The sequence below is a fragment of the Nocardia nova NBRC 15556 genome (assembly GCF_001613005.1).
GTDB classification, from domain to species: Bacteria; Actinomycetota; Actinomycetes; order Mycobacteriales; family Mycobacteriaceae; genus Nocardia; species Nocardia nova.
The window spans coordinates 1-26,058 of the sequence record NZ_BDBN01000020.1 but is presented as its reverse complement, the minus strand read 5'-3'; the positions used below and the strand labels follow the sequence as shown (position 1 = coordinate 26,058).

Below are 26,058 nucleotides of genomic sequence, written 5' to 3'. Positions count from 1 at the left end.
GATTCACAAACTCACCTCGCGATCAGCTTGGGCAACACTCTCTTTCGCGTCCGCCTCGGAAGCGGCCGGGGCCCATTCGCCGGACTGGGGGTCGGGAAGTGCGGTGTCGACCGCACTGCTGATCGCAGCACCTGTCCTTACGTCGGAAGTGCTGTGAGTGACCGGCATGGCCGTGTCTGTCGTGGTGAGGCTGGGATCTGGCTGGGCGGCAATTGTTCCGGTGAGCTGGGTTCGGTAGGAGTCGGCGGCGGCGCGGGCAGTGTCGCGGTGTTCGAGGAGTTGGGCGATACGTCCCAAATGGGGATCGGATGGTTGTGTGGCCCAGTAGGTTCCGTCGCGGCCGGTGGTGTATGCGGTGTGTACCTGGTCGTCGGTGAGTCCGATGGCGAGAGCGTCGCGTCGCGCGGCGCTCAGGCCGGCCCGCAATCGGTCGAGCCGGGCGATACGGGCTTGGTCGTCGATTCCGTTGAGCCCGTCGGCGACGGTGCTGTGCTCGGCGGCGAGATCCTGCACTTCTCGCAGGGCCTCGGCGTGGCGGCGTTGCCATGTTTCGGTCTCGCTGTAGTCGGCCGAGATCGGCGCCTCGCGAACCGCGCGGGGCAGCAGCATTTTCCGCGCGTCGCGGCCGTCGTCGAGATCGGCTGCTGCTTCCTCGGTCTCGAGCAATGCGTCGGTGTCGGCGATGACTGCGTCGACCTTCGCGAGGCTCGGCAACGCGATAGCAGGATTTCTGGGGGCGCCCAGGGTGCGCTCGACCGCGGTGCGGCGATCAACCTCCTGCGCCTGTAGCGCTGGTACCGGGGTTGCGCCCATGTCGGGTTGCAGGTAGGGGTAGCGGCGGGCGGCGTCTTGGCCAGAGCCGGTAATAGTGCCGGGGCCGTGGCCGGTGATCAGGCGGGCCTGTTGCAGGGTGCGCCAAATGTCGTCATCGATCGCCACCTCACCGGAGGCGCGGGCGCGGGCGATCTGGTCGAAGTTGCGGCGCGCGATCTCCGGTTGAGTTCGCCACCCGGCCACGACCCGCTGTAATCCGGCCCAGGTGCCGCGCCAGTGTTCGGACTCATGGCGCGCCCACCGGATCGCCACTTCGTCGGCGCGAGCATTGAATTCGGCGCGAGCCTCAGCCGAAATGGCGGACGGCGCGATCTCGCGCAGCTGGTAATAGCGCGCGAAATCGGCGCGCAGCTGCCGCTCGGTCTGCGAGGCGGCGTCGCGGTAGTAGTCCGGGTTGGTGAAACCCAACGGCTCGTCCAGAGTGGTCACGGCTCTACCTCCGGCCCGTGATCCGACGTGGCGGGCGGTGGCCCGGTGTCGGGGTCGGTGGTGTCGGGCCAGTAGCCGGGATGGCCGGGCAGTGCGGTGTCGATCGCTGTACCGATCCCACCGCTGGTATCGGTTGCCGATCCGCGTTGCAGGGCGTCGATCTCGTTGGCCAGTGCCAGTTCGGCGTTCATGCGGGCGAGCGCGCGGACGGACTGCGGTCCGGGTTCGACGTTGTGGTGGCGGTGTCCGGTCCGCCATTCGGCGTCGACCAGTTCTTCGGTCTGATTGGCGATGGTGTTGCGCGCGTGGGCAAGGTCTTCGGACAGGGACTCGATGCGCGCCTTGGCTTGGCCGAGTTCGTGTTCGAGGTCGCGTATCCGGGTGCGGTCGGTGCCGGCGCGTGCCTCGGCGAGGGTGAGTGCGTGGGCGAGGTGTTCGAGCCGTCCCAGCAGCCGGTGGGCGGGTTGCTGGTCCCACCCGACACCGGCCAGTCCGAGATCGTGGGCGGTGTCGATGTCGCTGATCGGCACCCCGCCGTGGACGGCGTCGAGGTACGCGCGGCGTAGGTCGTCTTCGATGCCGTTGATCGCGGTCAGCCGCCACTCGCCGGAACCCGCAGTGGTGGTGGTGTCGGGGGCCGGGTGCTGTTGCCAGTCGATGTAGCGCTTCATCGCGTCCTGCACGGCGCGCAGTGCGGTCGCGCGCACCGCGTCGGGGTCGTCTGGGCCGAACCGGACGGCCAGCGGGCTGGCCACGGTGCGGGATCGAAACGCTGTCGCGGGTACCGGAGGAGAGGCCGTTGCGCCGGAGAGGGGTGGGCTCGCTGCGTGGGCGGCGTTGACGCCGGGAGGATTCGATGGTGGGAATGTGTTGTCGGACATCGTGTTCCGCCTTCTGGTGAAGCGGGCCGCGACCGGTGGTCGTGGCGTGACGGGATGTCCTCGCGGTATCGGGGTGGAATCGGGCTTGAAGTGAGGGCGGCGCCAGCGCCATCACCGAGAGTTAGCGGTGCGGCGGTCAGGGTTCGGGTCCGACGTCGGGTCGTAGGGAGGTTGGCGGTGGTGCGGTGGCGGGGTCGGGAGCCCAGTCGCGGGCGCCGGCTCCGGGCAGAGCGATATCGATGGCGGCTGCGAGGCGGATCGGGAGCCGGTCGGTGCGCTCGGGGTCGATACCGAGCGCGGCGGCGGCGCGCGCGATCAATTCGTCGGGGTCGGGTGGGCGAGCCTGTGCCTGGGTGGTCGGGGCTCCGGTGTCCGGGTCGACAGGGATGTAGGGCGGCAACACTGGGTCCGTCGTGGGTCGGGTGTAGCGGCGCCATTCGAATTCCAGTTGCAGATCGTCCCATCGGTTGATCTGCTCGGCGGCCTGCTGGCGGGCGGTACGGACTTGCGGGCTGTCCCATAGGGCGTCGACCTCGGGCGCCGACAGTTGCGCCGCGTCGGACAGCCCGGCCGCGCGCTGATGGTGCAGATTCATGTTGCGGTGGAACTGCATATCGGCAACCGGGTCGGCACCCAGACGCAAACGGCCCGCGCTGAGGCGAGCATCGCGCGCCGCTGACAGCAGCGCCATCCGATGCACATGCCACACATCGACCACGGCCATGTCGATGAACAGCTGCTTCGACACCGACGCGGCGGCCTCGGGTATCCCCGCTGCAGGGCTCGGATGCGCGACAGCCTGTGCGATTGCCGCTGTGGCCGCGGAGAGTTCGGCGGCTTCGGCACCGTTGGTTCGTGCGCGGTCGACCCATCGGGGTGGGATGCCGAGCTCGATGGCCAGTTGCTCGGTAGTTTCGCGTTCGGCTTCCAACGCGTCCAGATGCGAGCGCCATTCTTGCTCGGGCGTGCCGTCGGCGCCGGCGTAGCCGCCGAAGCCGCGTGCCTGCACCGTCGCGTGCTCGCGCGCGAGGCGGTCGATGCGGGCCAGCAACTTCGCCTGCCACTGTTCGATCGACACTGCCGGGTCAGGTTTGGTCATGGTCAGCTTCTCTCCTGGTGGTGAACCTGCTGCGAGTCAGTGGGTGTGGGCAGGCGCGGCTCATAACTGAGCCCCGCGGTCGAAATCGGGCCCGGGATGCTGCGGTGTGCCGGTGGGTGTGGGTGTGTCCCATCGGGTGTGGTCGGCCTCGGCAAGGGCGCGGTCGATCGCGTCGGTGATGGGGTCGGCGACGGCGGAGGCGGAGGGGTGGGACAGGAACGCTTCTGCGGCAGCGGTTTTCATGGCGTGCGGTGTGGGGATGCGCACGGGTTGCTCGGACAGGGCGACGTCCAGGCGCAGGGTGATGGCTGTGGCATCGCGCACGACGCTGGTTTCGATGCCGGGGCGGGCGTAGACGCGCCAGCGTTCCTCGATTGCTTCGTTGTCGTAGGTATGTGTCGTAGCACCGAGTATTCGCTGCCAATCACTGCTGGTCCGGGCCCACATTCCGGCGGATTCGGCGACGGTGAGGCCGATCGCGTCGGCGACATTGCCCGCCCGTATCCATAACGCGCTCAGGTTGCGCTCGAACTGAGCGACCATCCACGGTTCGGGCTCGAATCGGGGTGCGTCGGTGACCGCACGCATCCGGTGGGTGACGTCGATCGCGGCCATGTACTGGATCTGCCATACGTCGCTGGCCACCCAGCCGATAACGTGCTCGCGCACCGCATCGGCGCCGGGCTCGGGGTTGAGGTCGGCTCGGCGTCCGCGGCTTCCGGCCGATCGGGCGGCGGCGATCTCGGCGGGCGGGATGCCGATCGCGTGTGCGCGGGCTTCGATCTCGCTGCTGTCGGCCGCAAGCTGCAGCAGCTGAGTGCGCCATGCCAGCATCGCCAACTCCCCCGCCCCAGGCGGAGTGTCATAGCCCTTGCGTAGCAGCAGGCCGCGGTCGTCTGACAGGTCCTGGATCCGCTCGAGCAGTCTCTGCTGCCACACCGGTCTTCGCTGCACGGGCCGTGAATGTGGTTCGTTCATCTGCGATCTCCTGGATTCGGATTGATCTGCGTTGCTGCTGTTTTCGGCTGACTGGTTGCCGTCACGGTTCGGGTCCGGCATCGAGCGCGGGGCCGACATCCTGATTCGGGTCCGGTGGGGGGATCTCCGGCAGAAATTCGCGGGCCACAGCAGGGAGTGCAGCGGCGATATCGGCGTCGATCGCGGCGCCACGACCGACCGCCTTGTCGACGCTGCGGCCGGGATGCAGGACAGCGCTGATTTGGGCGATCAGTGATTGCGGTGGCGGCACCAGTTCGCGGTCGGGGTCCCAGGCCAAGTCGCCATAGTCGGCCAGCGCGGCATGCGTGGACACGGCGGCGTCGGGAGCCGACAGGTGGGTATGCCATCGCCGTGCCAACTCGGCAGTCCCGATGTCGCGTACTGGCTGCGCGAAAGACGCGAGCCATGCGGGACTCGCGGCGTCGGGCCAAATCTCTTGGCGTTCCGCGCCGACAGGATTCAGCAGAGCCGCCACCGTGCCGATCCGGTCCCATCGCTGGCCCAGCATTTCAGCGAAAGCCTCCTGGGCTCGGTCGGGTTCAGCGGCGATCCGCGACCGGTAGGCGGCATGCACCGCTGCGATGTGCCCCAGCTCCCGAGCCTGCCCGCCCACTGCGGCGATCAGCTCGGCGCGCGCCCGCGAATCTGTGCCCGGCCAACGGTCGGGCACCTGCCCGCTAGCGGTATGCCCACGGGCGTAGTCGAGCCATTGTTCAGGGATGCCGCCGGTGCGCCCGAGGGCAGTGAGTGCGTCGGCACGGTCGTGCATGTCGTTGAGGTAGTCGTGCCACAGTTCGGAGGGAAAGTGACCGAATTCGCCTCCGAGGCGGCCTGTTTCCTGCATCCGGTGCAGCCCGTCGGAGACGTCGCGCAGTCGTCGCAACAGCGCCGCTTGGGCGGCGTTGGGCTTCTGGCCGCGGTCGGTTCTCTGCGCATGGGTCGACGTCTGCGCTGAGATGGTGGCTGGATCGCGTATCGGTTTGGGAATCGTCATCCTTGCCTCCTGGCTCGGGCTTGTTGCTCCGCCGCCGGATAGTCAGCGGCTCGAGGGCGTGTGCCCCGCGCGGTCACGGACTCGGGCCGTTGTGGCGATGTGTGCGTGCTGGTGCTCCGCCGACGTGCTGCTCGTCGCCGGTAGTTTGCGCGGGGAGTTCAAGGCATCGGGGTTCGCCTAACGCGGCGGTCACCGCGTTGTCCGTGGCTGCGCCGAGTGGCAGGACGGGAGTAGCCAGCCCAGGTGGCAGTCGCAGGGCGGCGGCGATGTGTTCGACCATCACCGCGGGGATCGGCGCAATGGCCGAATCAGCGGTGAATTCGATGTCGCCGTGGTCGCTCAGCAACCGGTAGGCCGTCACCGACGCGGGTTCGTGGTGCGCGTGGGCGCGCCATTGCCGCGCCAGCAGACTGGTGTCGCGGTCTCGCACGGTGGCCGCGAGAGCGCGGGCCCAGCTCGGATCCGGGGCTGGTCTGATCCGGTCACGTTCGGGTCCGATCAGATCCAACAGCGCTGCGATCGACGTCAGCCGCTCGTGGCGCATAGTTGCGGTGGCTTCGATTCGTGTGCGCAGAGACTCGGGTTCGTCGTTGCGGGCGCGGGCGCGGTAGGCGGCGTGGACGGCGATGACGTCACTGAGGTCGCGGGCTTCGGCGGCGAGGTCGTCGATGAGGCTGGCCCGTTGCACAGGTTGCGGGACGGGCCATCGTTGCGGGGTCCGCCACCCTGTGCCGTGCTCGCCCTGCTGGCGAGCGAGATCGATCCACCGCTGTGGTATCCCGCCGGCGTGGCCCAGCTCCGCCAGAGCGGCGCTGCGCGCCATCAGGGCATCCAGGCGCGCGAACCAGGCGGGCTCGGCTAAAACCCCTGTCTCATAGTCGTTTCGGGCGGTGTCGAGCAGTGCCCGTGTCTGGGCTGCCACCGCGCACAACCGCCGCAGCAGTGCCTTCTGCGGCGCATTCGGCGCCACCGGACGCCGACCGGCCGCACCGAGGGCGTGTTCCGTCGCAGTCATAGTTCGACCTCGACTCCAGTGCCGGGCTGTCGTGGCAGCGGCGGAAGATCCGCGACCAGGCCGTCATGGCCGCCGCTGCCGACTCCAGCTGCGGCCACTGCCATATCGATGTCTTGCCCGGCCGGTGCGACGACGTCCACGTCGGCTTCCAAGCGCCTGCCCGCGGCATCGGATACGGGAACAGCGTTGTGTCCGAGTTCTTTTCGAAGGACGTCGAGGATCTGGTCGGGTGGCGGGAGTGCGGCGCCGGTTGGTGCGGTGATTCCGGATTTGGTGAGTGCGCGGGCCTGCAAGACGATGCTGGTCTGGTCACTGCGGGCGTGGGCGCGCCAGCGAGTGTCGAGTTCGTCGACACCGGCGGCGCGGGCCCCTTCGGCGGCGGCGGTCCAGTGGTGCGGCGAGTTCCACAGTCGCTGTGCCTCGTCGTCGGTCACGGCGAGCAGGCGTGCGAGTTGGACAAGGCGGGTGCGGGACCTGCGCAGGTTGCGCATGACCCAGGTCGCGGTTCCGGGTTCGGCGTGCGCGCCGCGATGCTCGTAGGCGACGGCCACCGCGGCGAGGTCCTGAATCCGGTGCGCCTCACCGGCCAACCCGACCAGCAGCCTGGTCCGGTCGACCGGTCTCGGGTTGCGCCAGTGCAGGTCGCGTCGCCACGGCTGCCCCAGATGGGCGCGGGCCCGGACCTGGTTCAGCCATTCCCGCGGCACGCCCGCGGCCAATCCCGCTTTCTCGAGCTCTTGCCCGAGCAGGACCTCGGTGCGAAAAGCCCGCGACCACGACGGGGGTGGCAGTTCACCGCTCGCCTCCCGCCCGGCCCGCGCCGCGGCGGCCATCTCCCGCGCCGCCGACGCATGCAAATACACACCGGCGAGCAGCTTCATCTGCCACCGATCGGGCACAGCCACACCCGATTCGCGGACAAGAAGGGGGTTGCGCGCCATCATGGTTCGATCTCCGCCGACGGCGCGGGCCCGAGAGCTTTGACGGGTGGGAGAACCGGTGGCGCAAAATCGACGCCCATATCGAGGTCACCGGTGACGCCGGTGACCTCGACCGCGACATCGATGACTTCTCCGTCGAGCACTTCGAACTGTTCGCCTGAATCGGCATCAGGCCAGCGGTTCCGGTCGGTGGCGCTGTGGGGGTTCATGTCTCGCAGCTGGGATTTGCCATAGCTGGCAAGGGTGTACTCGACACTGAGCGCGCTCATCTGGGTGTGGAGTTCATCGACCGCGTCGTCGAGGGCCGCAGCCTCGGCACGCGCATCGGCCAATGTGGAACTGGGGTCGGTGCCGGTGTCCTCGCCGTAGCGTTCGGCCCACGCGTCGGCGTGGGCACGATGCTCGTCGGACAGATCCGCGGTGGCCTCGGCCGCCGCCCAGCCCGCGCTGGCGGCATGAGCGCGGGCGGCGCCGGGGTCGGTGTCGGTGAGTGTTTCGGTGAGCCCGAGCGCGCGTTTGCGGGCTTCGATCAGCAGCTTCTGGTATTCGACCTTCAGATCGTGCAGCCGCTGGTCTTGCGCGATCTGTTTGTCGTAGCGGCGTAGCTGCTGGGTGTGGATCGCGTCTTTGCGGTTGTACTCGCCGCGCAGGGCGCGCACCTGCAGCCCGTGGACCTTGTCTCGGCGTTCCTCGGTGGCTTTGTCGCCATCTCTGGCGCGGTCTGCTTTGTCCTGATCGTTTTGCAGGCGCGCGTTTTTGACGTCCATCTCGAGCAGGTGTTCGCGGTAGCGGCCGGCCTTGATCGCCATGTCGGCCCAGTGCTCGAGGCGGCCGTGCTGCGCCCTATCGATGTAGCCCTGGATCTGCGCGGCGTGGATGTGGTTCTTGCGCTGCTGCTCGGCGATCCGGTCGTCTTGGCGCTGGGCGAATTCTTGCCGCGAGCGCGATTCGCTACCGCGGCGCTGCAGCAGGTTCATCGTCATCGTCGCCGATTGCATCGCCTGCACGAACCCGGCCTTGACAGCTTGGCCGCCCTCGTCGACCGGATCGCCGTTGCCGCTGGTCATGACGCCACCTGAACGTTCGACAGCAGCCATCGCACACCTTCATCGGTCTGCGTGTAACGCGCAACAGCGAACACCACCAGCCGCAGCGCGGGTGTGCTGTCGCTGGGTTGCATGCTCACGGTCACCACCCGCGCCGCCCGCGCCGCGGTGTCGGCGGGGTGATCATCAGCCGTGGCCCGAGCGCTCGCGGTGACCGTGATGTGCTGGTCTCGCCAGTGACCCCACATGTCGGGTGTGACCGGTGCCAATGCGGTCGCCGCGGGTGCACCGCTGCGCGCGAATTCGGGTTCCAGCAGCGGCGTCGCGGCTTCGAACGCACGCCGTGGGTCCAGGCCTTCGGCAGGTCGGTAGGTGAACATCGTCTCCAGTGCTGCCGACGTGACCGATTCGGCCGAGCACGGGTCGACCGCGGTGAACGGTGGCTCGAACCTGTCGCGGGCGCAGACGTACCTATCCGGTGGTCGGCCGCGCGACGGATGTTCGGTACACGCTGCGAGCAGGCATGTTCCGGCCGTGACGGTGAGCAGGGTTGCGATTGAGCGTGACTTCATCGGTGATTCCTCGGGTGTTGGATGAGGCAGGTGAGGTCCGCGCGGCGCCAGTCGACCAGACGCCGAGCTGATGGCCGGTCGCGTGGCGGTGTCGGTGACGAGGTCGAGCACTAGGCCGCTGGTGAACGCCGCCCGGTGCAGGGCACCGGGATCCGCGACAAAGCGGGATGTGACGATGCGTAGGATCCCCACATCGGCGCCCCACAGGTCTTTCCCGTGCGCGGCGAGCCATATCGCTTGCAGCGCTGCGGCTTCGATGGCGGCGTCGTCGCTGTCGATGAGGAGGTCTCGGTGGAAGCGATCGTGTGCCACCGTGTATCCGTCGGGCCGGCAGATGGTGAAGGTCTGCCGCGTCGCGGCAACCCAGGCCAGAAGATGCGGCCCCGATGACGCCCGTGCTGCGAGCCGTTGCTCGTGGGTGGAGCTGTCGTTACTGTCTGAGCCGGTGGTAGCAGTAGCGGTACCGGTGGCGCGACGCTTCGACGACGGAGGTGTGGAACGTCCACGAACGGATCGACGACGTTGGCGATGCGGATAGTCTTTTGTCACAGGTGCTTTCCCTCCTCCGCTGTGGGGCTTCGCGGTTGTGGTGGTGGGGTGCTGTAGCGGCGGACGTCGAGGTGGTCGATTCCGGCGACTCGGGCCAGAGGGGCGGTGGCGACGGTTTGGCCGGTTTGGGGGGCGTGTACGACCAGGTCGGTGCCGTCGGCGGCGCGGCCCGCGTACACGGCGACATGGTGGGAATCGCTCTCGCCGACGGTGGTGAAGAAGATCAGATCCCCGGGTTGGCGTTGATCGAACGGCACCGCGTGCGCTGCAGGGTCGTCTTGTTGTGCTTGGGTGTAGTGCGGCAACCGGATTCGGCCACCCGACGCCTGGTAGACCGCGTACAACGTCAACCCCGAGCAGTCGAAGCCACCGCCCGTCGGTCCGTTCGCATCTCCGCCACCCCACACGTACGGGGTGCCGATCCACTGCTGGGCCGCCGCCACGACCGCTTGCCCCAAGCCACTGGCCGGCACCGGCGCGCCGGGTGGTCCCGAACCGGGTCCACATCCTGGCGGCGGTTGCCCTGACGCGGTGGCGGGCAGGGACGCTGGGTCGATGTCGGCGAACATCGCGTAGAGGCGTTGGGCCAGGTCCAGTTGTCCGGCATAGGCGTTCGGCGCGGACACTTCGACTGCTTGGGCGAGTTCGGCCGAGGTCATCGAGGCGGCGCCGGTGATGGTGGCGGCTTGGTTGTAGAACCAGTTGATCTGATAGATCGTGTTCATCAGTGTGGCGATCCCGGCGCTTCCCCAGACGCTGACGCGCATCTGGTGCGGGCCCACCGAATCGTGATCCGCGCCGACGCCGTCGTTGGGGAAGCTCAGCGATTCCGGCACGTTGGAATTCGCGAGGTTGCGCAACGTCGATTCGGTGATCATCGCCGCGAGCTCGGCGATGATCACCGACTCCGGAGCCCGGCGTTGTTTGCCGATCACGACACCGTTGCGCGCCAACTCCAACTGCCGCTCGTTCAACCCCTCCAGCGACTGACCGGTCGAGCCCGCCACTCCCCCAGCGAGCACGTCGGTCGCACACGAGTCCGCGGGCTGTATTCCGACCAGTAAGGCCAGGAACAGGATCAACGCGATGGGCAACGACACGATGCCCGCGAGGAGGGTTCTGGAGGACATCACTCACCGCCGTCCTCCCACGCATCGGCAGCCTTCACCGTGGATCCCATTTGTTGTAGGTGGTCGTCGAATTTGTCGCCTGAGGCTCGCTCCAGCCGAGTGCTCGTCCCGAATTCCCACCGACTTGGCGTGGCCATCCGACATGAAGCGGTAGGCGGCGGTTCCTGCGCGCGAAAGTTGTTGCGCAACTGCGCCTCTCGTGTGGTAATTCCACGCCTTGTCCGCTCGTTCGCCGAATCCGATGGGGCGCGGAGCCAAACTCGTTTGTAGAGTCACAGGTCAAGTCCCGTGTCAGGCACGTCGAAGACAGGCTGTGACGTGAATTCTGTTGTCGTGCTGTTTAACTCGTCCATCGATGCGACATCGAAGCCGCTCAGCAACTCGGAGTGGACGTCCGTCGCGCGGGTTGGGGCATGGATCGCAGTACCTTCCACCGGCGCGAGCAGCGCGTCGACTGTCTCGCGGACTTTGGGGTCCAGTGGCGGGATATGACCCGCCATGTCTTCCTCCATGGTCACCGCAACCGGTCCGTACCAGCCGGTCGGGTGCTTGTAGCCCAAGCGGGCAAGTACTTGGTCGGCCAGCGGGTTTGGACGCAAATCAGGCCTCGAGAAGTTATCGGCGAACCAGGCCCGCACTCTTCCCACGCCTTGGGTGGACAGGTCGGGCACATGCGTGCGTATGGCATCACGCGTGCTCTGATCGCGGTCGCGCGACCCGTAGAGGGCTTCGCCGCCCGGGTGGAGCACCACAAAATCGGCGTGGAAGTTCATCGACTCGCATCCTCTCGATAGGACGGTTTGGTGAAACTTGTTCTCCCCCAATGCGGTGCACAGGAATTTCCGCCGACTTGCCGTAAGCGACAACTGAAATCCGTAGTGGTCACAGGTCGGCTCCCATGTCGGGCACGTGTGACGTCGGGTCCAGTGGCGCCGCGACAACCGTGTCCTCGGCGAGAGCGGTATCCCTGTCAGGTGGTAGCGCGGTGTCGACCATCTGCGTGGTGTGAGCCCCTGCCGCCACGGCAGTGGCCTCCACTTCCGTGGCCAGCTCTTCCACCGCTTCGGATACGTCCTCCGCCAATGGCGCGGCGATATCCAGGCGGCCAAACGCCCTCGTGGTCAGTGCAATCGGACCGTTCCAGCCAGTCGGAGCCCGATACCCGAGCCTGGTGAGGACCCGCTCACTGAGTGGGTTCGCGACAGGAGTCGAGTCCGTATGCCAGACCTGCACCCGGCCTGCACCACTGATATCGAGGCGCACCGTGTCGACACCGAGAGCATCCATGATGCTGTCGACGTCGCCCACACCCCAACTCGCCGTGCCGTCCATATGCAGCACTACGAAGTCAGCGGGTTCGCTCATCGGCGCAACCCGCCTCGTCGCACCCGCAGGCCGGCCAACCTCGACGTAGTTGCCGTGGCATGAGAACCTTCAGGTGCAGAGGTGTCGGCGTCGCGTGTAGGTTCTCGCCGGACCTTGCGGACAGGCGGTTCACGACCTGGGGATTCGCACAGGCTTCTCAGATTCCGGATCATGTCCGCCGCCAGCCACGATCGCCACAACAGGTGCAAGATCACCGGCCGGATCACCAACGGCGGCGCCGACCGCGCCAGACTCCGCTCCAGGAGGCCGAGTTCGACAGGCTCGCTCACGGCCGCCATCACCGCGTCGGCCAATTCCAGCGCTATCGTGACGGGCCGTCGATTCCCGGCCAGGAATCGGACATTGGCCAGCAACACGGGATCACACCCGGACCAGACCTCGATGCCGAGACCGTGCTCATCGCGAACACCACGCGGCCACTCGAACTGAGCCGCTGACTTCGGATCCGACACTCGGGCAGCTGATTTCACATCGACCACCGTGAGCTGGCCACCGGATCCGGCCAGCAGTAGATCCGGTACATGCCTGCGCACCCGGTCGCCGTCAACGCCCTCGAGCAGGAACGGCTGCGCCGCGATTGCCACGACATCCCGGTCCTGATCTGCCAGAAAAATTCTCGCCAACTCGAGGCGGCTTTCGTAGACCACGTGCCCGTCAGCGGTCGAGGACCAGTACCAGCCCGAATAGTGACGTTTGCTCTTCCACCAGCGGAACTCACGAACCGGGCGCCCCGACAACACCTCATCAATCGGCAACCGCCGCAATGTCGTATCCACGAAACGCCGTCGTCGCCGCGAAATCGCACGGCCACTTCAGAATTTGGGACGACCCCCGCGACGCTGGCCCAAAAGTGGCCTCTGCCTTGATTATTCATGGCGTCACCAAACTTCTCCTGCTGAGTATGAGGCGCTGACACGCCGGACCGGATTCCCACCGAACTGTCGTAAGCGACAAGTCGGCGACAAATAGATGGGAAAGGCGTCAAAATCATGGGAACCTACATTTGTGGGGTATCGACCTGCCCGCCGGTCAGGTGGGAGAAGCGGCGGTTGGTGTTGTGGATGTCTCGGTCGCGCTCGGTGGGGGTGAAGGTCATGCGGAACGGGATGCCGGGCGCGTCGGCTTCACCTGTTTTGAGCAGGAAACATCCTGTGCCGGGGGGTGTTTCGCGTATGCCGGTGTTGCCGAGGTGATCGTCGGTCGGGGGTCGCGGCGCGGCCCAGGAGGTGACGAGTAGTTTCTCGGTGTCGGTGATGGATACCGCGGCGCGGAGGCGTTCGATCTCTTCCGGTCCGACGGGGCCGATGATTTTGGCGCGGGCGCGTTCGAAGAAACCCAGGGCTTTGGCTTGCGCAGCCGGCGAGTCGAAGGCAGCGAGGTCTTTGATGGTGTGGCTGCACATGATCAACCCGGTGCCCAGCGGCCTGTTCAACCGGGTCAAGGCGTCGACGCGGTCGACCATGAACTCCCCCGCGCCCAGCACCCGCCAGATCTCGTCCATGACGACCTCGAACGTGCGCGGCGGCGCGAGACCTGCGTCGGCGAGGGCGTGAGCGGCGGCGACCGCGCCGAAGCCCTCGCTCCAGCACACCATCAGTACTGCCGCCAGCAGCTTCGTGTCGCCTTCAGGGATGCGGGACACATCGATGCACACCGCGGGGCTGTTCAGATCGAGGGGTGTGCTGGTGGGACGGTCGAAGATCTGTCCCCACGGGCCCTCGATCACCGCGCGCAGCGAGCGGCGCAGCACTTTGGTCGCCGCCCGGAACGCGACGTCGTCGTCTTCCTCGGCGAACTGCCGCAATCGGTCTGCGCCGCCGGAGATCGTGGCCAGCAAATCGGACAGCCGTGGTGGCCGCTGCGGGGTGAAACCGACTGCGGGGCTGTAGAGTTCGCGCAGACCGGCGGCGATGAGGGTTTCTTCGTAGTCGGCGACGCGGGACCCGCGGACCAGCTCGATGAGCCCGGCCACAATGTTGACCTGTCCGGCTTCGACACGAGCGGCGACCTGGCGGCGCTGATCCAGATTCGGGAGCTGGTCAATGATGGTTCCGAGCGCGCCGACAGCGAGTGGGTTGATGCTGCCGTGCCCGTATCCGAGGTCGACGACCTGCCCACCCAGGGCTTCGACCAGATCGCGGTAGTCGGGTTTCGTGTCGCCCATGCACAGCACGGTTTCCCCGGCTGCGACCGCCCCTGTCGCCAGGCGCCGGATCAGCGAGGATTTGCCGAATCCGTTGAGTGCCAGCACGAACGCGATCGGTGCGGTGATGAATCCGCGGGCGAACCACGACATCGGATCGAAGTGCACCGGCGCGCCCGTGACGTAATGCGAGCCGACCGGGCAACCGACCACCGGGGCGGTCGCGCCGACCGCGAAGGGCCACAATCCGGCCACCTGCACCGTGGTCGCCCGCCATTCCGGTGTCGCTGGCACCACTGTCGCGCGGCCACCGCCGACGCCGCGGTACCCGCGGTCGGTCAGACCCGCTGCGGGCACAGCGAACCCGTCGCGAACCGAATCCTCCACCCGTCGTGCGGCAGTGGCGCGGCGATGATCGTCACTCGACAGTGCCCAGCGAGCGCGCACCGCGGTCAGACCGCGCCTGGCGGCGGCCGTTTCGGCCTCTGCGCGGGCCTGGGATGTCAATACGCGGATCCCCGCGACGGTCGTCGTTCGCGGACGGCGGGCCTTCCGGGTCTCGTTATGGATGTTCATGCGCTGAACCGCTTCGAGATCGAGGTGTGTTCGGGCAGGATCAGTCCGATGCCGAGGGAGGCGGCGAAGGCGGCTGCTTGGGAGCCGTAGCAGCGGCGCACCCGCAGCCGTGATGCCGCGGTCATGGTGCGTACGGAGGCTTCGATGCCCGGCAGGTCGGCGTCGAGGACGTCGGTGACGGTGACCAGGACCCCGAATCGGGTGAGGCCGGCGCCGCGGGCTTGTTCCTGACGGGCGGCGCGAGTGTTGTCGACGCGGATGGATGCGGCGGCCGAGGCGATGCCGCGTTCGGTCTGCTCGGCTGCGAGCGCGTCGCGGAAGTCGGAGTCGACGATGTCGGTGGCCTCGGCCGCCGAATGCAGGCGGTACACGATCGCGACCCGTTTGCGTGGCACATCCGCGCGCGGGCGCAGCAACTCCTCCAGACCGGTTTCCAACACCGCGCCCCGCGGCGGAGCATCCATTTCCCACGTGATGGATCGGGCCCCGTCGTGCACCAGATGGTCCCAGCGGTCCTCGTGCGCGATCGGGCCCACCGAATCCCACGACTGTGTATCGGTGATCGCCGGGCCGACGGCTTCGATATCGCGCTGGGCAGCCAGGTCGTAGCGCGACCGCACCAGCCCCAGCACCTCCCACGCCTGCAACGGCGTGGCCGGCAGCCCCGCACGGGCCAGCTGAGACAGCACCCCTTGCAGGCGCTGCCCGATCTCGCGGGCCTGCTCGGGCAGATCCTGCCGCGTTTTGCGGGAGGTGCCGATGGCGCGGTAGGTGATCGCGATGCGGGCCTCGATCCGCACGCCCACTCCGCCGATATCTGCGGCGGCCTCCCGCATCACCGCGCGCGCGAACTGCGGCGACTGCGGCCGGACCAGGCGTGCGACTTCGCGGCGTTGCTTGAGATGTGTTTCGGCGACGTTCTCGAGCACCGAGGTGACCGCGACGACCTCACCGCCGCGTGACTGCGAGGCCAGGAAATGCCCGTACTCGCCGACCCAGGCATCGATTTGGGCTTGGTCGACCAGTTCCTTCCCGCGCGGCAGCACCCGCAGCACCACCGTGCAGTGATCGGTGCGGCGAACATGGATGATCGCGAACCGCTTCCCGCCAGGGGTCTCCCACTCGGCCAGGCGTGAATCAGCAAGCAGCCCAGGCAATCTCGACACTCCCGGTATCCGGGAGAACCGGCCGGACCGATACAGCAGTTCACCCCGCGCTTTCGCCGCCGCGAACTGGACCCGCAAGACCGCCGTCTCCCACCCGGTCCTGCCATCGACGGTGACGACAAGCGGCGTGAAAACCATTGCGGCGCAAGCAAGCACGATCAGCGTCGCGGGTACGGATCGGGTGAGCATGAAGGTAGCCATCACGGTGATCAGCAGGGCCAGCGCGAGCATGCTCACTCCCCACGTCATGCCGAAGAACCCGGCCGAGCGCGGTTTCTCCCATCTGCCGTACATGCGGGGACTGGTCATCGCCGCACCTCCAACGGGCCGGGCGCGTCGATATCCCAGCTGTCACCGGATTGGGACTCGACCGCCGAACTCGCCGACCGCACCCCCTGACCGGCCAACTGCGTGCCCATGACGGCCGCTCCAGCGACGCCCGCGCCCGCGCCACTGGCCGCACCCGAACTGCCACCGGCTTGTCCCGCGGAGCCCGCCGACCGGCCCCCGGTTCCCGCCGGCCCGGACCCTGCGGATGAGGCCCCGCGACCGGGCGAAGCTCCACCACCACCGGTCCCGCCCGAGAGGGGACGGCCACCTCCTGCCCCGCCCGACGGGCCACTCGGGGGCGGGTGGGGACTACCGCCTCCGGCTCCGCTGGCGGTGGCGTTTTCGCCTTCGGTCATCTTGCGGGCCGCGGAACGGTCACCTCCGGCTGCGCCCATGGCGATGCCGAGGGCGCCGCCGGCGAGTGCGGCGCCTGCTCCTCCCCCGCCGCCGAGAGTGGCCACTGCCGGGGCGACCAGCCGCATCAAGGCCGGCAGCACGATCGTCACCGACAACAGCAGAATCATGCCGAGCAGCACCAGTTGCGGGTCTTGTTGCTGATCCTGGGTTTTCGTGCCTGCGGCGGTGAAGGCGATCGCGTAGATGAGGGCGCCGACCGGTTTCCACAGCACGAACGCCAGCGACCACGACAGCATCCGCTTGTACGCCTGCGAACCGGGCCCGGTTCCGGCGGCGGCCGCGGCCAGCGGAATCGCGGCGACCACCAGGATGAGCACGGCTTGGCGGATGACCAGCATCGCGAGTTGCACGAGCATGCTGATCAGGCCGAGGATGCCTAGCACGAGCAGGATGCCGGAGCCGAGGTTGCTGTGATCGCGCAGGTTGTTGTCGACCAGCCGCTCGACTGCTCCGTGCAGGTCGCCGCCGGTGGCGTCGTTGATCACCCAATGACTGAATGCGTCACCGGCTTTCGTGCCGGTGGTGATCAACGCGGAGAACATCATGGAGGCGAACACCGCCCGCGCGAACATGAGGAAGCTCTCCTGCGCTTCCCCCGCGACGCCACCACGTTTGGCCATCGCCAGCCGGGCGGCGGCGAACAAGATGCCCGCGATCATCAGCAGAACTGGCAATCCGCTGGTGTAGCTCCGAATCGACGTCAGAGCAGGCCCCGGCTCCCCCGTGGACGTCGCCAACTGCGGGGACGGCAGATTGACCCACCAGGTCACGTCGATTCTGAGCGCCTTGGTCATACCGTCGATCAGGGAGTCGACCATGCTGTCGAATGCGGAATTTGCTACGGAGTTGGCGGCGTCGCCGCCGAGTTGTTTCAGCGCGCACACGGCGCCGGGTCCGGTGGGCAGGTCGCACACGATGTCCGGCAGCTGAGCATGGTTGACGGCGGCGATGGATGTCGTCATGTGGTGGTCCTCCATTGCCCGAAGCCGGCAAGGTTTTCGATGGGATCGCCTGGCTGCCAGAGGGTTTCGATGTCGTCAGGTAGTCGCACTCGCCAGTCGTCGTGGTCGTAGGTCATGGGCCAGGAGGCGTAGGTGTAGCCGTCGCGGGTTGGGGTGGCGATGTCGACGACGGCGAAGTCGGGGCGGTAGCCGGGGCGGATGCGGATGCCGTCGGGGACGGTGAGATAGCGGGCGGCATCCGGTGTGCGGGTGCGGCTGCGCGTCATCCTGGCGATGAATGCGTCGGTGTCCCCGACGAATCGAGCCCGAACCACGTTCTGCCACACTTCTTCTGGCGCGGCGAGGGCGCGGGCGATCGCGTCGCAGGCAGCAAGCGCCGCGCCTTGCGGGGTGTCGGCGAACCCGGAGGCGATCCCGTGGTCGATGTAAGCCGGCCCGTCACTGCCCGAAACTGGTAGCGCGGCGCCACCCCATCCGCGTTGCCAAGACATTTGCGCTGGCGCCGCGGTGAGATAGTCGGCCGCCGATGAGCTGGTGCGCGTGGCCGGATATTGGGTAAGCGCGCGCCCTTCGTCGCCGACGACGTCAAGGCGGTTGCCGAACAGGTCGGTGGTCGGAGGCTGTGCCGGTGTCGCGCTGAGCCTGGGCCGCGCCGCAGCCGTGGGGGTCGTTGTGGATAAACCGGCGGACGAGGGTTGAGCGGCGTCAGTGCCGCATCCGCTGAGCGGGACGGCCAGGGCGACGGCGAGTCCGAGCCAGCGGTGGCGGTTCGGTGGTGGGGTCGTGGTGGTGGTCTTCATCGGATCGGGAGCAGGATTGTGTCGGTGGGCAGCGTGTTGGGTGCCGTCACGAGTGCGGGGTGGTGTCCGTCGGGCAGCAGCAGTTTCCAGTCGCCGGCCTGCCAGATGACGGTGGCGGTGTTGCAGGTCAGCGATGTGTCGGGTTGCTGGGTGTAGATCGCGGTGTCGGCCCGGTCTGGGGTGTAGCCGGTGACGCGGTAGCCGACGATCTTCGGTGGCGCGCCGGTGGCCCGGGTGGTGATCGACATTTGGGCTCGTGCGACGGCCCAGTCATCGCGTCCGGTGCCGGGGGCGAGCATCTGTTGGCCGACGAGGTCCCACTGATCGTCGGGCGCCAGGGACATCCGCACGATGGCGTGAATGGCCGCCAGCGCCGCCCCGACAGGGGAATGTGTGAACCCTGCCGCGACCGCGCCGGTCACCGCGCGAGGGCCTTGGTCGGCCACTGGAAGCGAGATGTCTTGGTACACAACGGTTGTCACGTTGGTTGGTGCGGCGTGGACGTCCACGGGCAGTGAGGGGGTCGCGGGCGGGTCGGTGTGGTCGTCGGGGCCGGTGCAGCCGGTGAGGGTGGCGATCCCGAGCAGTCCGATCAGGGCGATGAGGCCGGGGCGGTGGGTGGGGTGTGGGTTCACTGGTGTCTCCCCAGGGGTTCGGAGTTCAGTGGGTGGGGAACAGGGCGGCGGCGATGCCGCTGGCGGAGCCGACGAGGACGGCGGCGAGCAGGGCGCCGGCGAGTCCTTCGATCGCTTCCTCGCGGTGCAGCCGCCAAGCCAGCTGCCAGCCGATCCAGATGGTGCGGGCGATCGCGAGCAGCAGCACCACCCACGCCAGCCACCCCAGCAGCTGGGTCAGCGGGGCGAGGACTTTCGGGTCCAGGCGGGTGGTGGCGCTCACGGCGCACCATCGGTGTCGGCGGCCAACTCGCCGTCCTGATCGAGCAGCAGCTGGTCGACATCGGCGCGGTAGGCGACCTCAAGGGCCGCGACGATCACCTCGGCGGCCGTCTCCGGTTCACTTCTCGGTAGCGAGTGCCCGGCACCGGGCACCACCTGCTGGTCGGCCCAGATCTTCTCAGCGAACCGGAACGATTGAGCGGCGGGGACGACCCGGTCGCGGTCGCCGGTGACCACGAACGACGGAAGCGACCGCAACCCGGCCGCGGTCTCGGGGTCGAGGTAGAAGTGGCGGTAGGCGTGCATGAGGTCGGTCAGCACCCGCGGATCACCCGCACGAGCCCCGGTCGCCAGCGGAGCCCTAGACCCCAGCCGCCGTGCCGTCCGGCGAAAGCGTCGTTCGGCCACCGACGCAGCCGCGGCCGCGACATGGTCGAACATGCCGTAGCGAAGCATCTTGATCCGCGCCGCCGCAGTCGTGAAATACGTTGGCAGGGACGGAAATTCGGGGAACTCACCGGTGCCGTTGAACAGCACCAGTCCCGACAGGGCAGCCGCGCGCGTCGGGTATCGCTGCACGTACGCCGCAGCGACCATGGACCCGGCCGAATGCGTCACCAGCACCACCGACCCTGTTGCCTGGGTGAGCACGGCGTCGAGATCGTCGGCCAGATGCTCGAGGGTGGTTTCGACGCTGCGGTGAGGGCGTCCCGAGCGGCCGTGCCCGCGTTGATCCCAGACGATTTGAGCGATCTGGCCGTCGAGGCGATCGTGGACATGCTCGATCAGCGGTTGCCACCAGCTGCCGTCGCACAGCAACCCATGAACATAGACAACGGTCGCTGCGGCGAACGTTGGCCCACAACGATCTCCGGCCAGCATCAGCCCGTCGCTGGTGGTCATGACCAACGGGAAGGTGTCGGTGACTGGCATAGGTGTGACTTCCTTTGTTTCAGAATCGAGTACTTGTTGAGACGGTTGGGTCCGGCGTTTCGAGGTGCCCCGTCACCCGTGTGTGCGGCAAGCCGGATCCGTTGGTGCACTGTTTATTTGGCGACGATTTGAGTCATGATGGATCCGGCGCTGGTGGCGATGATTCCGCCGACGAGGGCGCCGAGCACGATCTTGGGGCTCTCCACCGCGCCGCCGTGCCAGCGTTCCCACCCGAATTTGCCACCGGCGTAGATGAGCGCTGCGATACCGGCGAGCATCACCGCCCAGGCCAGCCAGTTCACTACTTTGGTCAGCCCCTCCGAGCCCGGAGGCGGTTGCGGCGTGATCGGAATCTGTTGGGCCAGAACAGCGATACTGTCGACGACGATCAAGGTCATGACGATCTCCTAGGTGTGGAATCGGCTTGGATCGCCGGGTGGCGCCGATGAGGGCGGTGATCGCGGCCCCGGTCCGGTAGACGTCGACGGGGACCGCGTCGCTCGGGTGGGCTCGCCGCGGGGGCGGTGGATCGCTGGGTGCGTAGGTGGCGAGGTCGTCGAGTTCGTGGGTGAGCAGTTCGTCGTGCCAGCGGATCGACCACACAGCGCCCTCGACCAGGGCGGCGACCGTGCTGCGGTAGCGACGCACCGCCAGCGGAACTCGCCCGGGCCGTGGCGGGACGAGCACGAGCCCGACCACGGTCACCCCGGAAGGTGTGAGCCCGGCGTGCCATTCCCGTAGCCGGTCCGCGGCCGCGACCAGCCCGGGCAGGCAGTCGCGGGCCGCGACCACTACCCGCTGGGTGGTCACGGTCGAGGCGGGCCACGCCAGGCCGGTGTCGGCGGCGTGTACCCACCACCGGGCCAGCGTCGAGGTGCCCGCGCCGCCGTGGGCGCCGAGCACCGCGAACAGCGGCGGATACATCCCGGTGACATGCAGCGGTGAATTCCGCACCGGCGCACGATGTTCCGGGTCGGGCCCGGTGACGGTAATCGGGTCGAGACGGCCGTCGGCGGGCTCATCGTGGGTGTATGTGGCGAGGTCGGTCATGGTCCGGCCTGCTTCTGGATGTTGGTGATCAGCAGACCGTTGTCGGTCGGGCGGATGTTGATTACTTGCAGGTAGTCGATGCGGGTGCGGTCGGGATGCTGTTCGACCACGTGCACGTTCGCGCTGCCGGCCGCGATCGGGGTGATTGCCACGCAGTAGGTGCTACCGGCCGGGATGGAGGCGATTCCGGCGGCGAGCGCATCGGCCGCCAGACCCGCCTCTGGTGCGACAACCCGCAGGACGGCGTCGACATCGCGGAGCCGGTAGTAGGCGTTCTCGAACGAGGCCACTACCCCGGCGATCGTCGCTGTGTCACCTTCGCGGTCGGTGACCGTCGTTCCGGACAGTCCCGCGCACGCCCCGCTGGCGACGGCGGCGCTGCTCGTGGGCGGGGCCGCGGTGTGGGCCGGAACCGGGGTATGTCCGCCACGATCAGCGACCGTCAGCGCGCCGATCAGCACGAGCACAGCAGCCACCGTCACCGTCGCACCTACGACCATCCACACCCGCGCGGACGGCATACCGAGCCGCGGATGCTCCTGTCCCCCTACCTCCGGTGCGAGATGGGTGTCGTCACATTCCGGATGCAGTTGCGTCGGTTCGGACTGCGGTTCTGCCGGAGAGCGGGGCTCGAGCCAGCGCCATTCGTCGCCGGGGGTGAAAGCGGTTTCGGTGGATGTGTTGTGTGGCACGGTGGTTCACCTCCTCGACGTGGGTGAGTGGGTGAGTGGGGCCCTTCGGCGGAGTCGGCCCGCGAGGAACGATCTGATCTCTCTGGCGCAGAGAAACCGTCTCCGCCGAAGGGGTTTCAAGGACTCGGCACGGCAGGGGGAGGGGTTGCCGTGCCGGTCCGCTCAGGGACGGAACCGGGCGTCGTCGATACGGCCGGCTCGGTGGTGGTTGTCGGGGGTGGTGGCGTTGCCATGCTGGGGTCGGTGGCAGCGAGGTCGTGGGCCAGTGCGGTGAACCAGTCGGCGACCGCGTCCACGGCCGGTGTTCCGGTTGGGGTGGCGGGGGTGCTGGTGTAGGCGGCGTGGTGGCCTGCGGTGTCGCTGTATTGGGTGTAGGTGGCCAGTTGGTAGAGCTGGTTGTCGTCGGTGACGGTGGAGGTGATCGCGTCGAAGGCCTGGTTCACCCAACCCAGCGCGCTGTGCGGCGGGATCAGGTCGGCGACCGCGCCGGCGAGTTTCGTGCCGAGGACGCCGAGGGCGGCGGCGGGGTTGGCCATGCCGATCGTGGCCAGCTCGGCGATCGTGGCCGGGGTGAATACCTTCTGCGCCACCGACACCACGGTGTTGAGTCCGATCGTGCCGATCCGGAACAACGCGGCCAGCGCGTCGTCGGGACCGGGCATCGGGGTGCTCGGGTCCGACGCCTCCGCCAAGCGTTGCCCCAGGGGTTTGGTCGGTTGGTAGCTCAGCTCGTCCAGGCTGTTGCCGGCGATGTCGTCGGTGACGACGCCGACTGCCGTTTTCCAGGTCGTGGCCGCCAGCGCCTGAGCAATGGTCGAGATGGCGGCGACCGGATCACCGAGGTTGGATTGAGCGGCAATGTTTTTCACCGTCTGCGTCAATGGCGAACCGGCGGGGGCGTCGCACGCCAGATCACCTGGTACGCAGAGGTCGGCGACTCGACCGGCCAATGCCCCGAATCCCGCGTCCTCGCTACCGTTGGCGCTGATGCCGGTGCCGTTGCGCGATGTGTTGGCGAAGTGGATAGACGCGACCGCTGCTCCAGTGGTGTCGGGTGCTGGTGCGGGGGTCGTCTGTTCCGGGCGGCCAGGAAGAACGTCGCTGCCCGCTCGCGCTGGGTTGGCCAGCAAAGCGATCCCGGCGATGGAATCGGCTTCCACGGTGGCGGTGTTGTCGCCGACGCGGTGGGCGAAATCGGCGACGGCAGCCGCGCCCTGCCCGTAGCCGACCGCCGCGATCTTCGTTGTCGGGCAACGATGTACGACTTCCCTGGCCTCGGATTCGAGCCGCTGCGCGGCGTTGGTGGTGGCCCGGTCGTAGGGCTCGGGCTCGCCGGTCTCGCTGGTTCCGTAGGGAATGTAGAGACGCTGGATCAGGTCCCCGGCTCGCGCCTCCAGGGGTGTGAACAGTTGGCCGAGGGCACCGGTGTCCAGAGTCGGTGCGGTGTCGGTTGCCGACTCGTCCGGGCCCTGGACACCGAACACGAACAACACCGGGCACCGGTCCCCGATCGGCACCGCCGGATCAGCCGTCGCTACCTGGACGCCGCCCACGGCGATCAGCGAGACCCCCACCGCTGTCACGCACACCCGGCGAACCAGGTTCTTGCGGTCGACTTTTCGGAAGTGCCGAGTTGTGCTGCATCGCATTGCTTTTCACCCCTCGCGATTTCGGTTGAGGTAGTCGGCCAGGTGGGCGATGGTTTCGGTGATGGCGTCGCGGGCGGTGTCGACGTGGCCGCGGTCGTAGTTGCGCCAACTCACCTCGACCCCGCCCTCGCGGTAGGCCGACAGCAGACGGGTGCTCTGTCCGATCGGCACCAGCGCGTCGCGAGCACCGTGGTAGAGGTGCACCGGCACGCCCGGTAGCTGGTCGACGGGGATGGTTTCGCGGGCCAGGACGTAATGCCACATGGGATCGGTCCAGGGCTGCGCGCGATCGCACCAGTGCTCGATCGGGCGCCGGTACTGCGCCAGCAGCATCGGGGCACTGCGGTTTTCGGCTTCGGCGATGATCTGTCTGCCCTCGGCCGAGAGCACATGACGCAGAGGGAGATGGTGGTAGGCGCGCGACAAGCCGATGAGCCCGGCCAGCACGAGCGCGGAAAACGGGCTGGTGTTCAGCGTCGCCACCAGCGCGCCGGGAACGGTGATGGTCGCACCGGCCGCGACACCGCGCAGGTCCACCTCGGGTGCGTAGGAGCGGTGCAGCTGCGCCGCGACCGTGACCGCGCGGGCGCCGTCGGCGTACCCCCACGCCACCACCGGTGATCCCTGCGCGTTCAGGTCCGGGATCGTGGCGGTGGCGCGGGCGAGGTCGAGGGCGTGGTGCGCTGCGGCGCGGCCGGCGAGGAAGGTGTGCGGGCCTCGCCCGGTGACACCGAGGTTTTCCCCGTCGGCGACAGCGACGAACCATCCGCGCTCCAGCGCAGCGGTGATCGCTTCGGTGTCGGGTTCGGCACCGATCGCCAGCAGCCGCGACGGTGCACAGGGTCCACCAAGTCCATGGAAGCTCGGCTGGTACACCAGGATCGGGCCTGGCCCGAGCTGAGGATCGGTGTCAGGGGCGATCACGATGCCCGAGGCCGCGGTGAGCTCGCCGTGGGTGTCGGTGGAGGTGTAGAGCAGCTGCCACGCCGCGCCAGCCCCGCCCAGCCTGGGTGTGTCGGTGGGGCGGATGCGCAGGATCCGCCCCGGCTCGCCGGAGTCGTGGAAGGTGGGCGGGGTGTAGAAGTCGGTGCCGGTGTCGTTCATGACTGGTGTCCTGCGGCGTCGTGGGCGAGGGCGGTCATCCAGGCGACGCCGGAGGCGAGTTGGCCGCTGGTGAGGTAGCCGTTGTGGCGGACGACGGTGTCGCCGTAGTGCAGCCACACCGCTGGGTTGATGAGATCGGCGTTGTCTGCCACCAGCTGGCCCCCGGCGGCGGCGAGTTGGCCGGCCAGTTTCGGCACGACGCCGAGTGGGTTCGCCGCCGCTGCGGCGGTGATCTGATCCCATCGCTGGGCGGCTGCCTGCACCTGATCCGTGCCCGGTGCGGGGGTTCGGGGGTCGGCGGCGTCTATGAGTCGCTGCGCCAACGGTTTTCCCGGTAGGTAGTCGGCGTTGCCGGGGTCGGTGTGGAAGTCCTCGGCGAGCACCGTGGTCCATGCTCGGCCCATGCCCGTCGAGAACAGTCCGTTGATCGTCATCAGGGCAGCGATGGGGTCGTGCAGGTCGGCTTGGGCGGCGATTTCCGCGCCGACGCGTAGCAGGGCCGCGTGGTCGGGCGCCGAGCACGCCAGGTCGCCGTCGGTGCAGATATCGGCGATGCGGCCTGCCAATGACCCGTAGCCGTCACCGTCGGTAGCGATACCACTACCGGTCGCGGGCGGATTGAGAATCTGCACCGCCGCCACCGCGGCTCCTCCGGTACCCGGTGCGGGGTCGGGCACGGTCTGTCCGGGCCGACCCGGGATGACCGGGGAGTTCGGGAGGCGGTTGGGGTTGGCGTAGAGCGCGATCCCAGCGATCTTGTCCGGCGCGACGGGCCCGTTGCCGGCGCCGACCTGCTGGGCGAATTGCGCCATCGCCTGCGCACCTTGCGAATACGCCACGCCGGCCAGCAAGGTGTCGGGGCAGGCGGCGACGATGTCGGTGGCGGCAGCGTTGATGCCGTCGAGCGCTTCGCTGGCCGACTCTGCGTACGGTTCCGGTCCGCCGCCGGGAACGATTCCGCCGAAGCCCGCTGGGTACGGAACTGTGCTGTGCTGCACCAAGGTCGGGACCGCTGCCTGCACCTGGCCGAGCAGCGCCCCGACCACTCCGGTGTCCGCGCTCGGGTCCGGAGTCGATTGGCCGGTGCCCTGGATCCCGATCACATAGAGGGCCGGGCAGCCGGGACCGATCGGCACCGCCCCCGCGGCAGAAGCTAGGCCGGTCACCGTCGCGGCGCATGCTGTGCTGACAGCGATCGCGGCCAGGGTTGTCAGGGTACGGATTGTGGTGGTCACGGCTGGCCCACCCCGACCCCGGCGCCGAAACCGGCTCCGACGGTGCCGCCGGCCAATGCGCCGGCCACCGCTGCGGGGATGCCAGCGATGGCCGCCCCCGCTACCGCACCGGCCGCGGCACCGATCGCCGTTCCCGCGACGCCGGAGGTAACGGTGCCCACGACCGGGACCGGCACCACGGTTCCTACTGCCGCGCCGGCGATTCCGCCGATCGTGCCGCCGATCAGCCC

At 68.2% G+C, this 26,058-nt stretch carries 25 protein-coding genes and 1 pseudogene; all 26 read right to left on the bottom strand.

From position 1 onward, the window contains the following. Positions 1-3 precede the first annotated feature (3 nt). Complete coding sequence (locus NN2_RS08215) at positions 4-1,263, bottom strand: hypothetical protein (RefSeq protein ID WP_063011890.1); 1,260 nt, start codon at positions 1,261-1,263, stop codon at positions 4-6. Beyond that, positions 1,260-2,018 carry a hypothetical protein gene (locus NN2_RS08210; protein ID WP_063011888.1) on the bottom strand — a complete coding sequence of 253 codons (759 nt, stop codon included), beginning with the start codon at positions 2,016-2,018 and terminating at the stop codon, positions 1,260-1,262. Before NN2_RS08210 ends, NN2_RS08215 begins: the two co-directional genes overlap by 4 nt. A 262-nt stretch (positions 2,019-2,280) precedes the next feature. Continuing rightward, positions 2,281-3,243, bottom strand: coding sequence for a hypothetical protein (locus NN2_RS08205; protein ID WP_156511270.1), 963 nt, complete (start codon positions 3,241-3,243; stop codon positions 2,281-2,283). A gap of 60 nt (positions 3,244-3,303) precedes the next feature. Next, positions 3,304-4,221, bottom strand: coding sequence for a hypothetical protein (locus tag NN2_RS08200; protein ID WP_156511269.1), 918 nt, complete (start codon positions 4,219-4,221; stop codon positions 3,304-3,306). A gap of 61 nt (positions 4,222-4,282) precedes the next feature. Next, positions 4,283-5,236 carry a hypothetical protein gene (locus tag NN2_RS08195; protein WP_063011882.1) on the bottom strand — a complete coding sequence of 318 codons (954 nt, stop codon included), beginning with the start codon at positions 5,234-5,236 and terminating at the stop codon, positions 4,283-4,285. 73 nt (positions 5,237-5,309) lie between these two features. Then, on the bottom strand, positions 5,310-6,251 hold the full coding sequence (locus NN2_RS08190; protein ID WP_063011880.1) for a hypothetical protein: 942 nt from the start codon (positions 6,249-6,251) through the stop codon (positions 5,310-5,312). Then, positions 6,248-7,150, bottom strand: a complete 903-nt coding sequence (locus NN2_RS08185; protein WP_156511268.1) for a hypothetical protein — start codon at positions 7,148-7,150, stop codon at positions 6,248-6,250. The genes NN2_RS08190 and NN2_RS08185 overlap by 4 nt, the downstream gene beginning before the upstream one ends. Positions 7,151-7,191: 41 nt before the next feature. Beyond that, positions 7,192-8,259 carry a hypothetical protein gene (locus NN2_RS08180; RefSeq protein WP_063011876.1) on the bottom strand — a complete coding sequence of 356 codons (1,068 nt, stop codon included), beginning with the start codon at positions 8,257-8,259 and terminating at the stop codon, positions 7,192-7,194. Continuing rightward, complete coding sequence (locus NN2_RS37015; protein WP_156511267.1) at positions 8,256-8,810, bottom strand: hypothetical protein; 555 nt, start codon at positions 8,808-8,810, stop codon at positions 8,256-8,258. Before NN2_RS37015 ends, NN2_RS08180 begins: the two co-directional genes overlap by 4 nt. Positions 8,811-9,355: 545 nt before the next feature. Next, positions 9,356-10,489: a C40 family peptidase gene (locus NN2_RS08170; protein WP_082856819.1), complete on the bottom strand. Its 1,134-nt coding sequence runs from the start codon at positions 10,487-10,489 to the stop codon at positions 9,356-9,358. Between the two features lie 272 nt (positions 10,490-10,761). Further along, positions 10,762-11,262, bottom strand: coding sequence for a hypothetical protein (locus NN2_RS08165; protein ID WP_063011872.1), 501 nt, complete (start codon positions 11,260-11,262; stop codon positions 10,762-10,764). A gap of 109 nt (positions 11,263-11,371) precedes the next feature. After that, positions 11,372-11,854 (bottom strand): hypothetical protein, encoded by a 483-nt coding sequence (locus tag NN2_RS08160; protein ID WP_063011870.1) that lies wholly within the window; start codon positions 11,852-11,854, stop codon positions 11,372-11,374. After that, a complete protein-coding gene (locus NN2_RS08155) occupies positions 11,851-12,651 on the bottom strand; it encodes a TnsA-like heteromeric transposase endonuclease subunit (RefSeq protein WP_245658603.1) in 801 nt (266 codons plus the stop codon). Before NN2_RS08155 ends, NN2_RS08160 begins: the two co-directional genes overlap by 4 nt. 221 nt (positions 12,652-12,872) lie before the next feature. Then, positions 12,873-14,594, bottom strand: a complete 1,722-nt coding sequence (locus NN2_RS08150) for a putative type IV secretion/conjugal transfer ATPase (protein ID WP_063011868.1) — start codon at positions 14,592-14,594, stop codon at positions 12,873-12,875. Beyond that, complete coding sequence (locus NN2_RS08145) at positions 14,591-16,069, bottom strand: SCO6880 family protein (protein WP_063011866.1); 1,479 nt, start codon at positions 16,067-16,069, stop codon at positions 14,591-14,593. Before NN2_RS08145 ends, NN2_RS08150 begins: the two co-directional genes overlap by 4 nt. Continuing rightward, positions 16,066-17,469, bottom strand: a complete 1,404-nt coding sequence (locus tag NN2_RS08140) for a TrbL/VirB6 family protein (RefSeq protein ID WP_156511266.1) — start codon at positions 17,467-17,469, stop codon at positions 16,066-16,068. Before NN2_RS08140 ends, NN2_RS08145 begins: the two co-directional genes overlap by 4 nt. Next, entirely contained in the window at positions 17,466-18,269 is an 804-nt protein-coding gene (locus NN2_RS37010; RefSeq protein WP_156511265.1) for a DUF8175 domain-containg protein, read from the bottom strand. Before NN2_RS37010 ends, NN2_RS08140 begins: the two co-directional genes overlap by 4 nt. Next, positions 18,266-18,904 carry a DUF8175 domain-containg protein gene (locus tag NN2_RS08130; protein ID WP_063011860.1) on the bottom strand — a complete coding sequence of 213 codons (639 nt, stop codon included), beginning with the start codon at positions 18,902-18,904 and terminating at the stop codon, positions 18,266-18,268. The genes NN2_RS37010 and NN2_RS08130 overlap by 4 nt, the downstream gene beginning before the upstream one ends. Positions 18,905-18,929: 25 nt before the next feature. Further along, positions 18,930-19,166, bottom strand: a complete 237-nt coding sequence (locus NN2_RS08125; RefSeq protein WP_063011858.1) for a hypothetical protein — start codon at positions 19,164-19,166, stop codon at positions 18,930-18,932. After that, a complete protein-coding gene (locus NN2_RS08120) occupies positions 19,163-20,098 on the bottom strand; it encodes an alpha/beta fold hydrolase (protein WP_063011856.1) in 936 nt (311 codons plus the stop codon). Before NN2_RS08120 ends, NN2_RS08125 begins: the two co-directional genes overlap by 4 nt. A gap of 113 nt (positions 20,099-20,211) precedes the next feature. Next, positions 20,212-20,496 carry a hypothetical protein gene (locus NN2_RS08115; RefSeq protein ID WP_063011854.1) on the bottom strand — a complete coding sequence of 95 codons (285 nt, stop codon included), beginning with the start codon at positions 20,494-20,496 and terminating at the stop codon, positions 20,212-20,214. A gap of 648 nt (positions 20,497-21,144) precedes the next feature. Continuing rightward, the gene (locus tag NN2_RS08110; RefSeq protein ID WP_063011852.1) at positions 21,145-21,840 is read right to left on the bottom strand and encodes a DUF8176 domain-containing protein; all 696 of its coding nucleotides are present in this window, start codon (positions 21,838-21,840) and stop codon (positions 21,145-21,147) included. Between the two features lie 116 nt (positions 21,841-21,956). Beyond that, complete coding sequence (locus tag NN2_RS08105) at positions 21,957-23,423, bottom strand: cutinase family protein (RefSeq protein ID WP_169812386.1); 1,467 nt, start codon at positions 23,421-23,423, stop codon at positions 21,957-21,959. Positions 23,424-23,495: 72 nt separating this feature from the next. After that, the gene (locus NN2_RS08100) at positions 23,496-24,593 is read right to left on the bottom strand and encodes a lipase family protein (protein ID WP_063011848.1); all 1,098 of its coding nucleotides are present in this window, start codon (positions 24,591-24,593) and stop codon (positions 23,496-23,498) included. After that, positions 24,590-25,828, bottom strand: coding sequence for a cutinase family protein (locus NN2_RS08095; RefSeq protein ID WP_169812385.1), 1,239 nt, complete (start codon positions 25,826-25,828; stop codon positions 24,590-24,592). The genes NN2_RS08100 and NN2_RS08095 overlap by 4 nt, the downstream gene beginning before the upstream one ends. Next, a pseudogene (locus NN2_RS38105) lies at positions 25,825-26,058 on the bottom strand (insoluble domain protein); the annotation flags it as partial. The gene NN2_RS08095 and the pseudogene NN2_RS38105, both read right to left, overlap by 4 nt.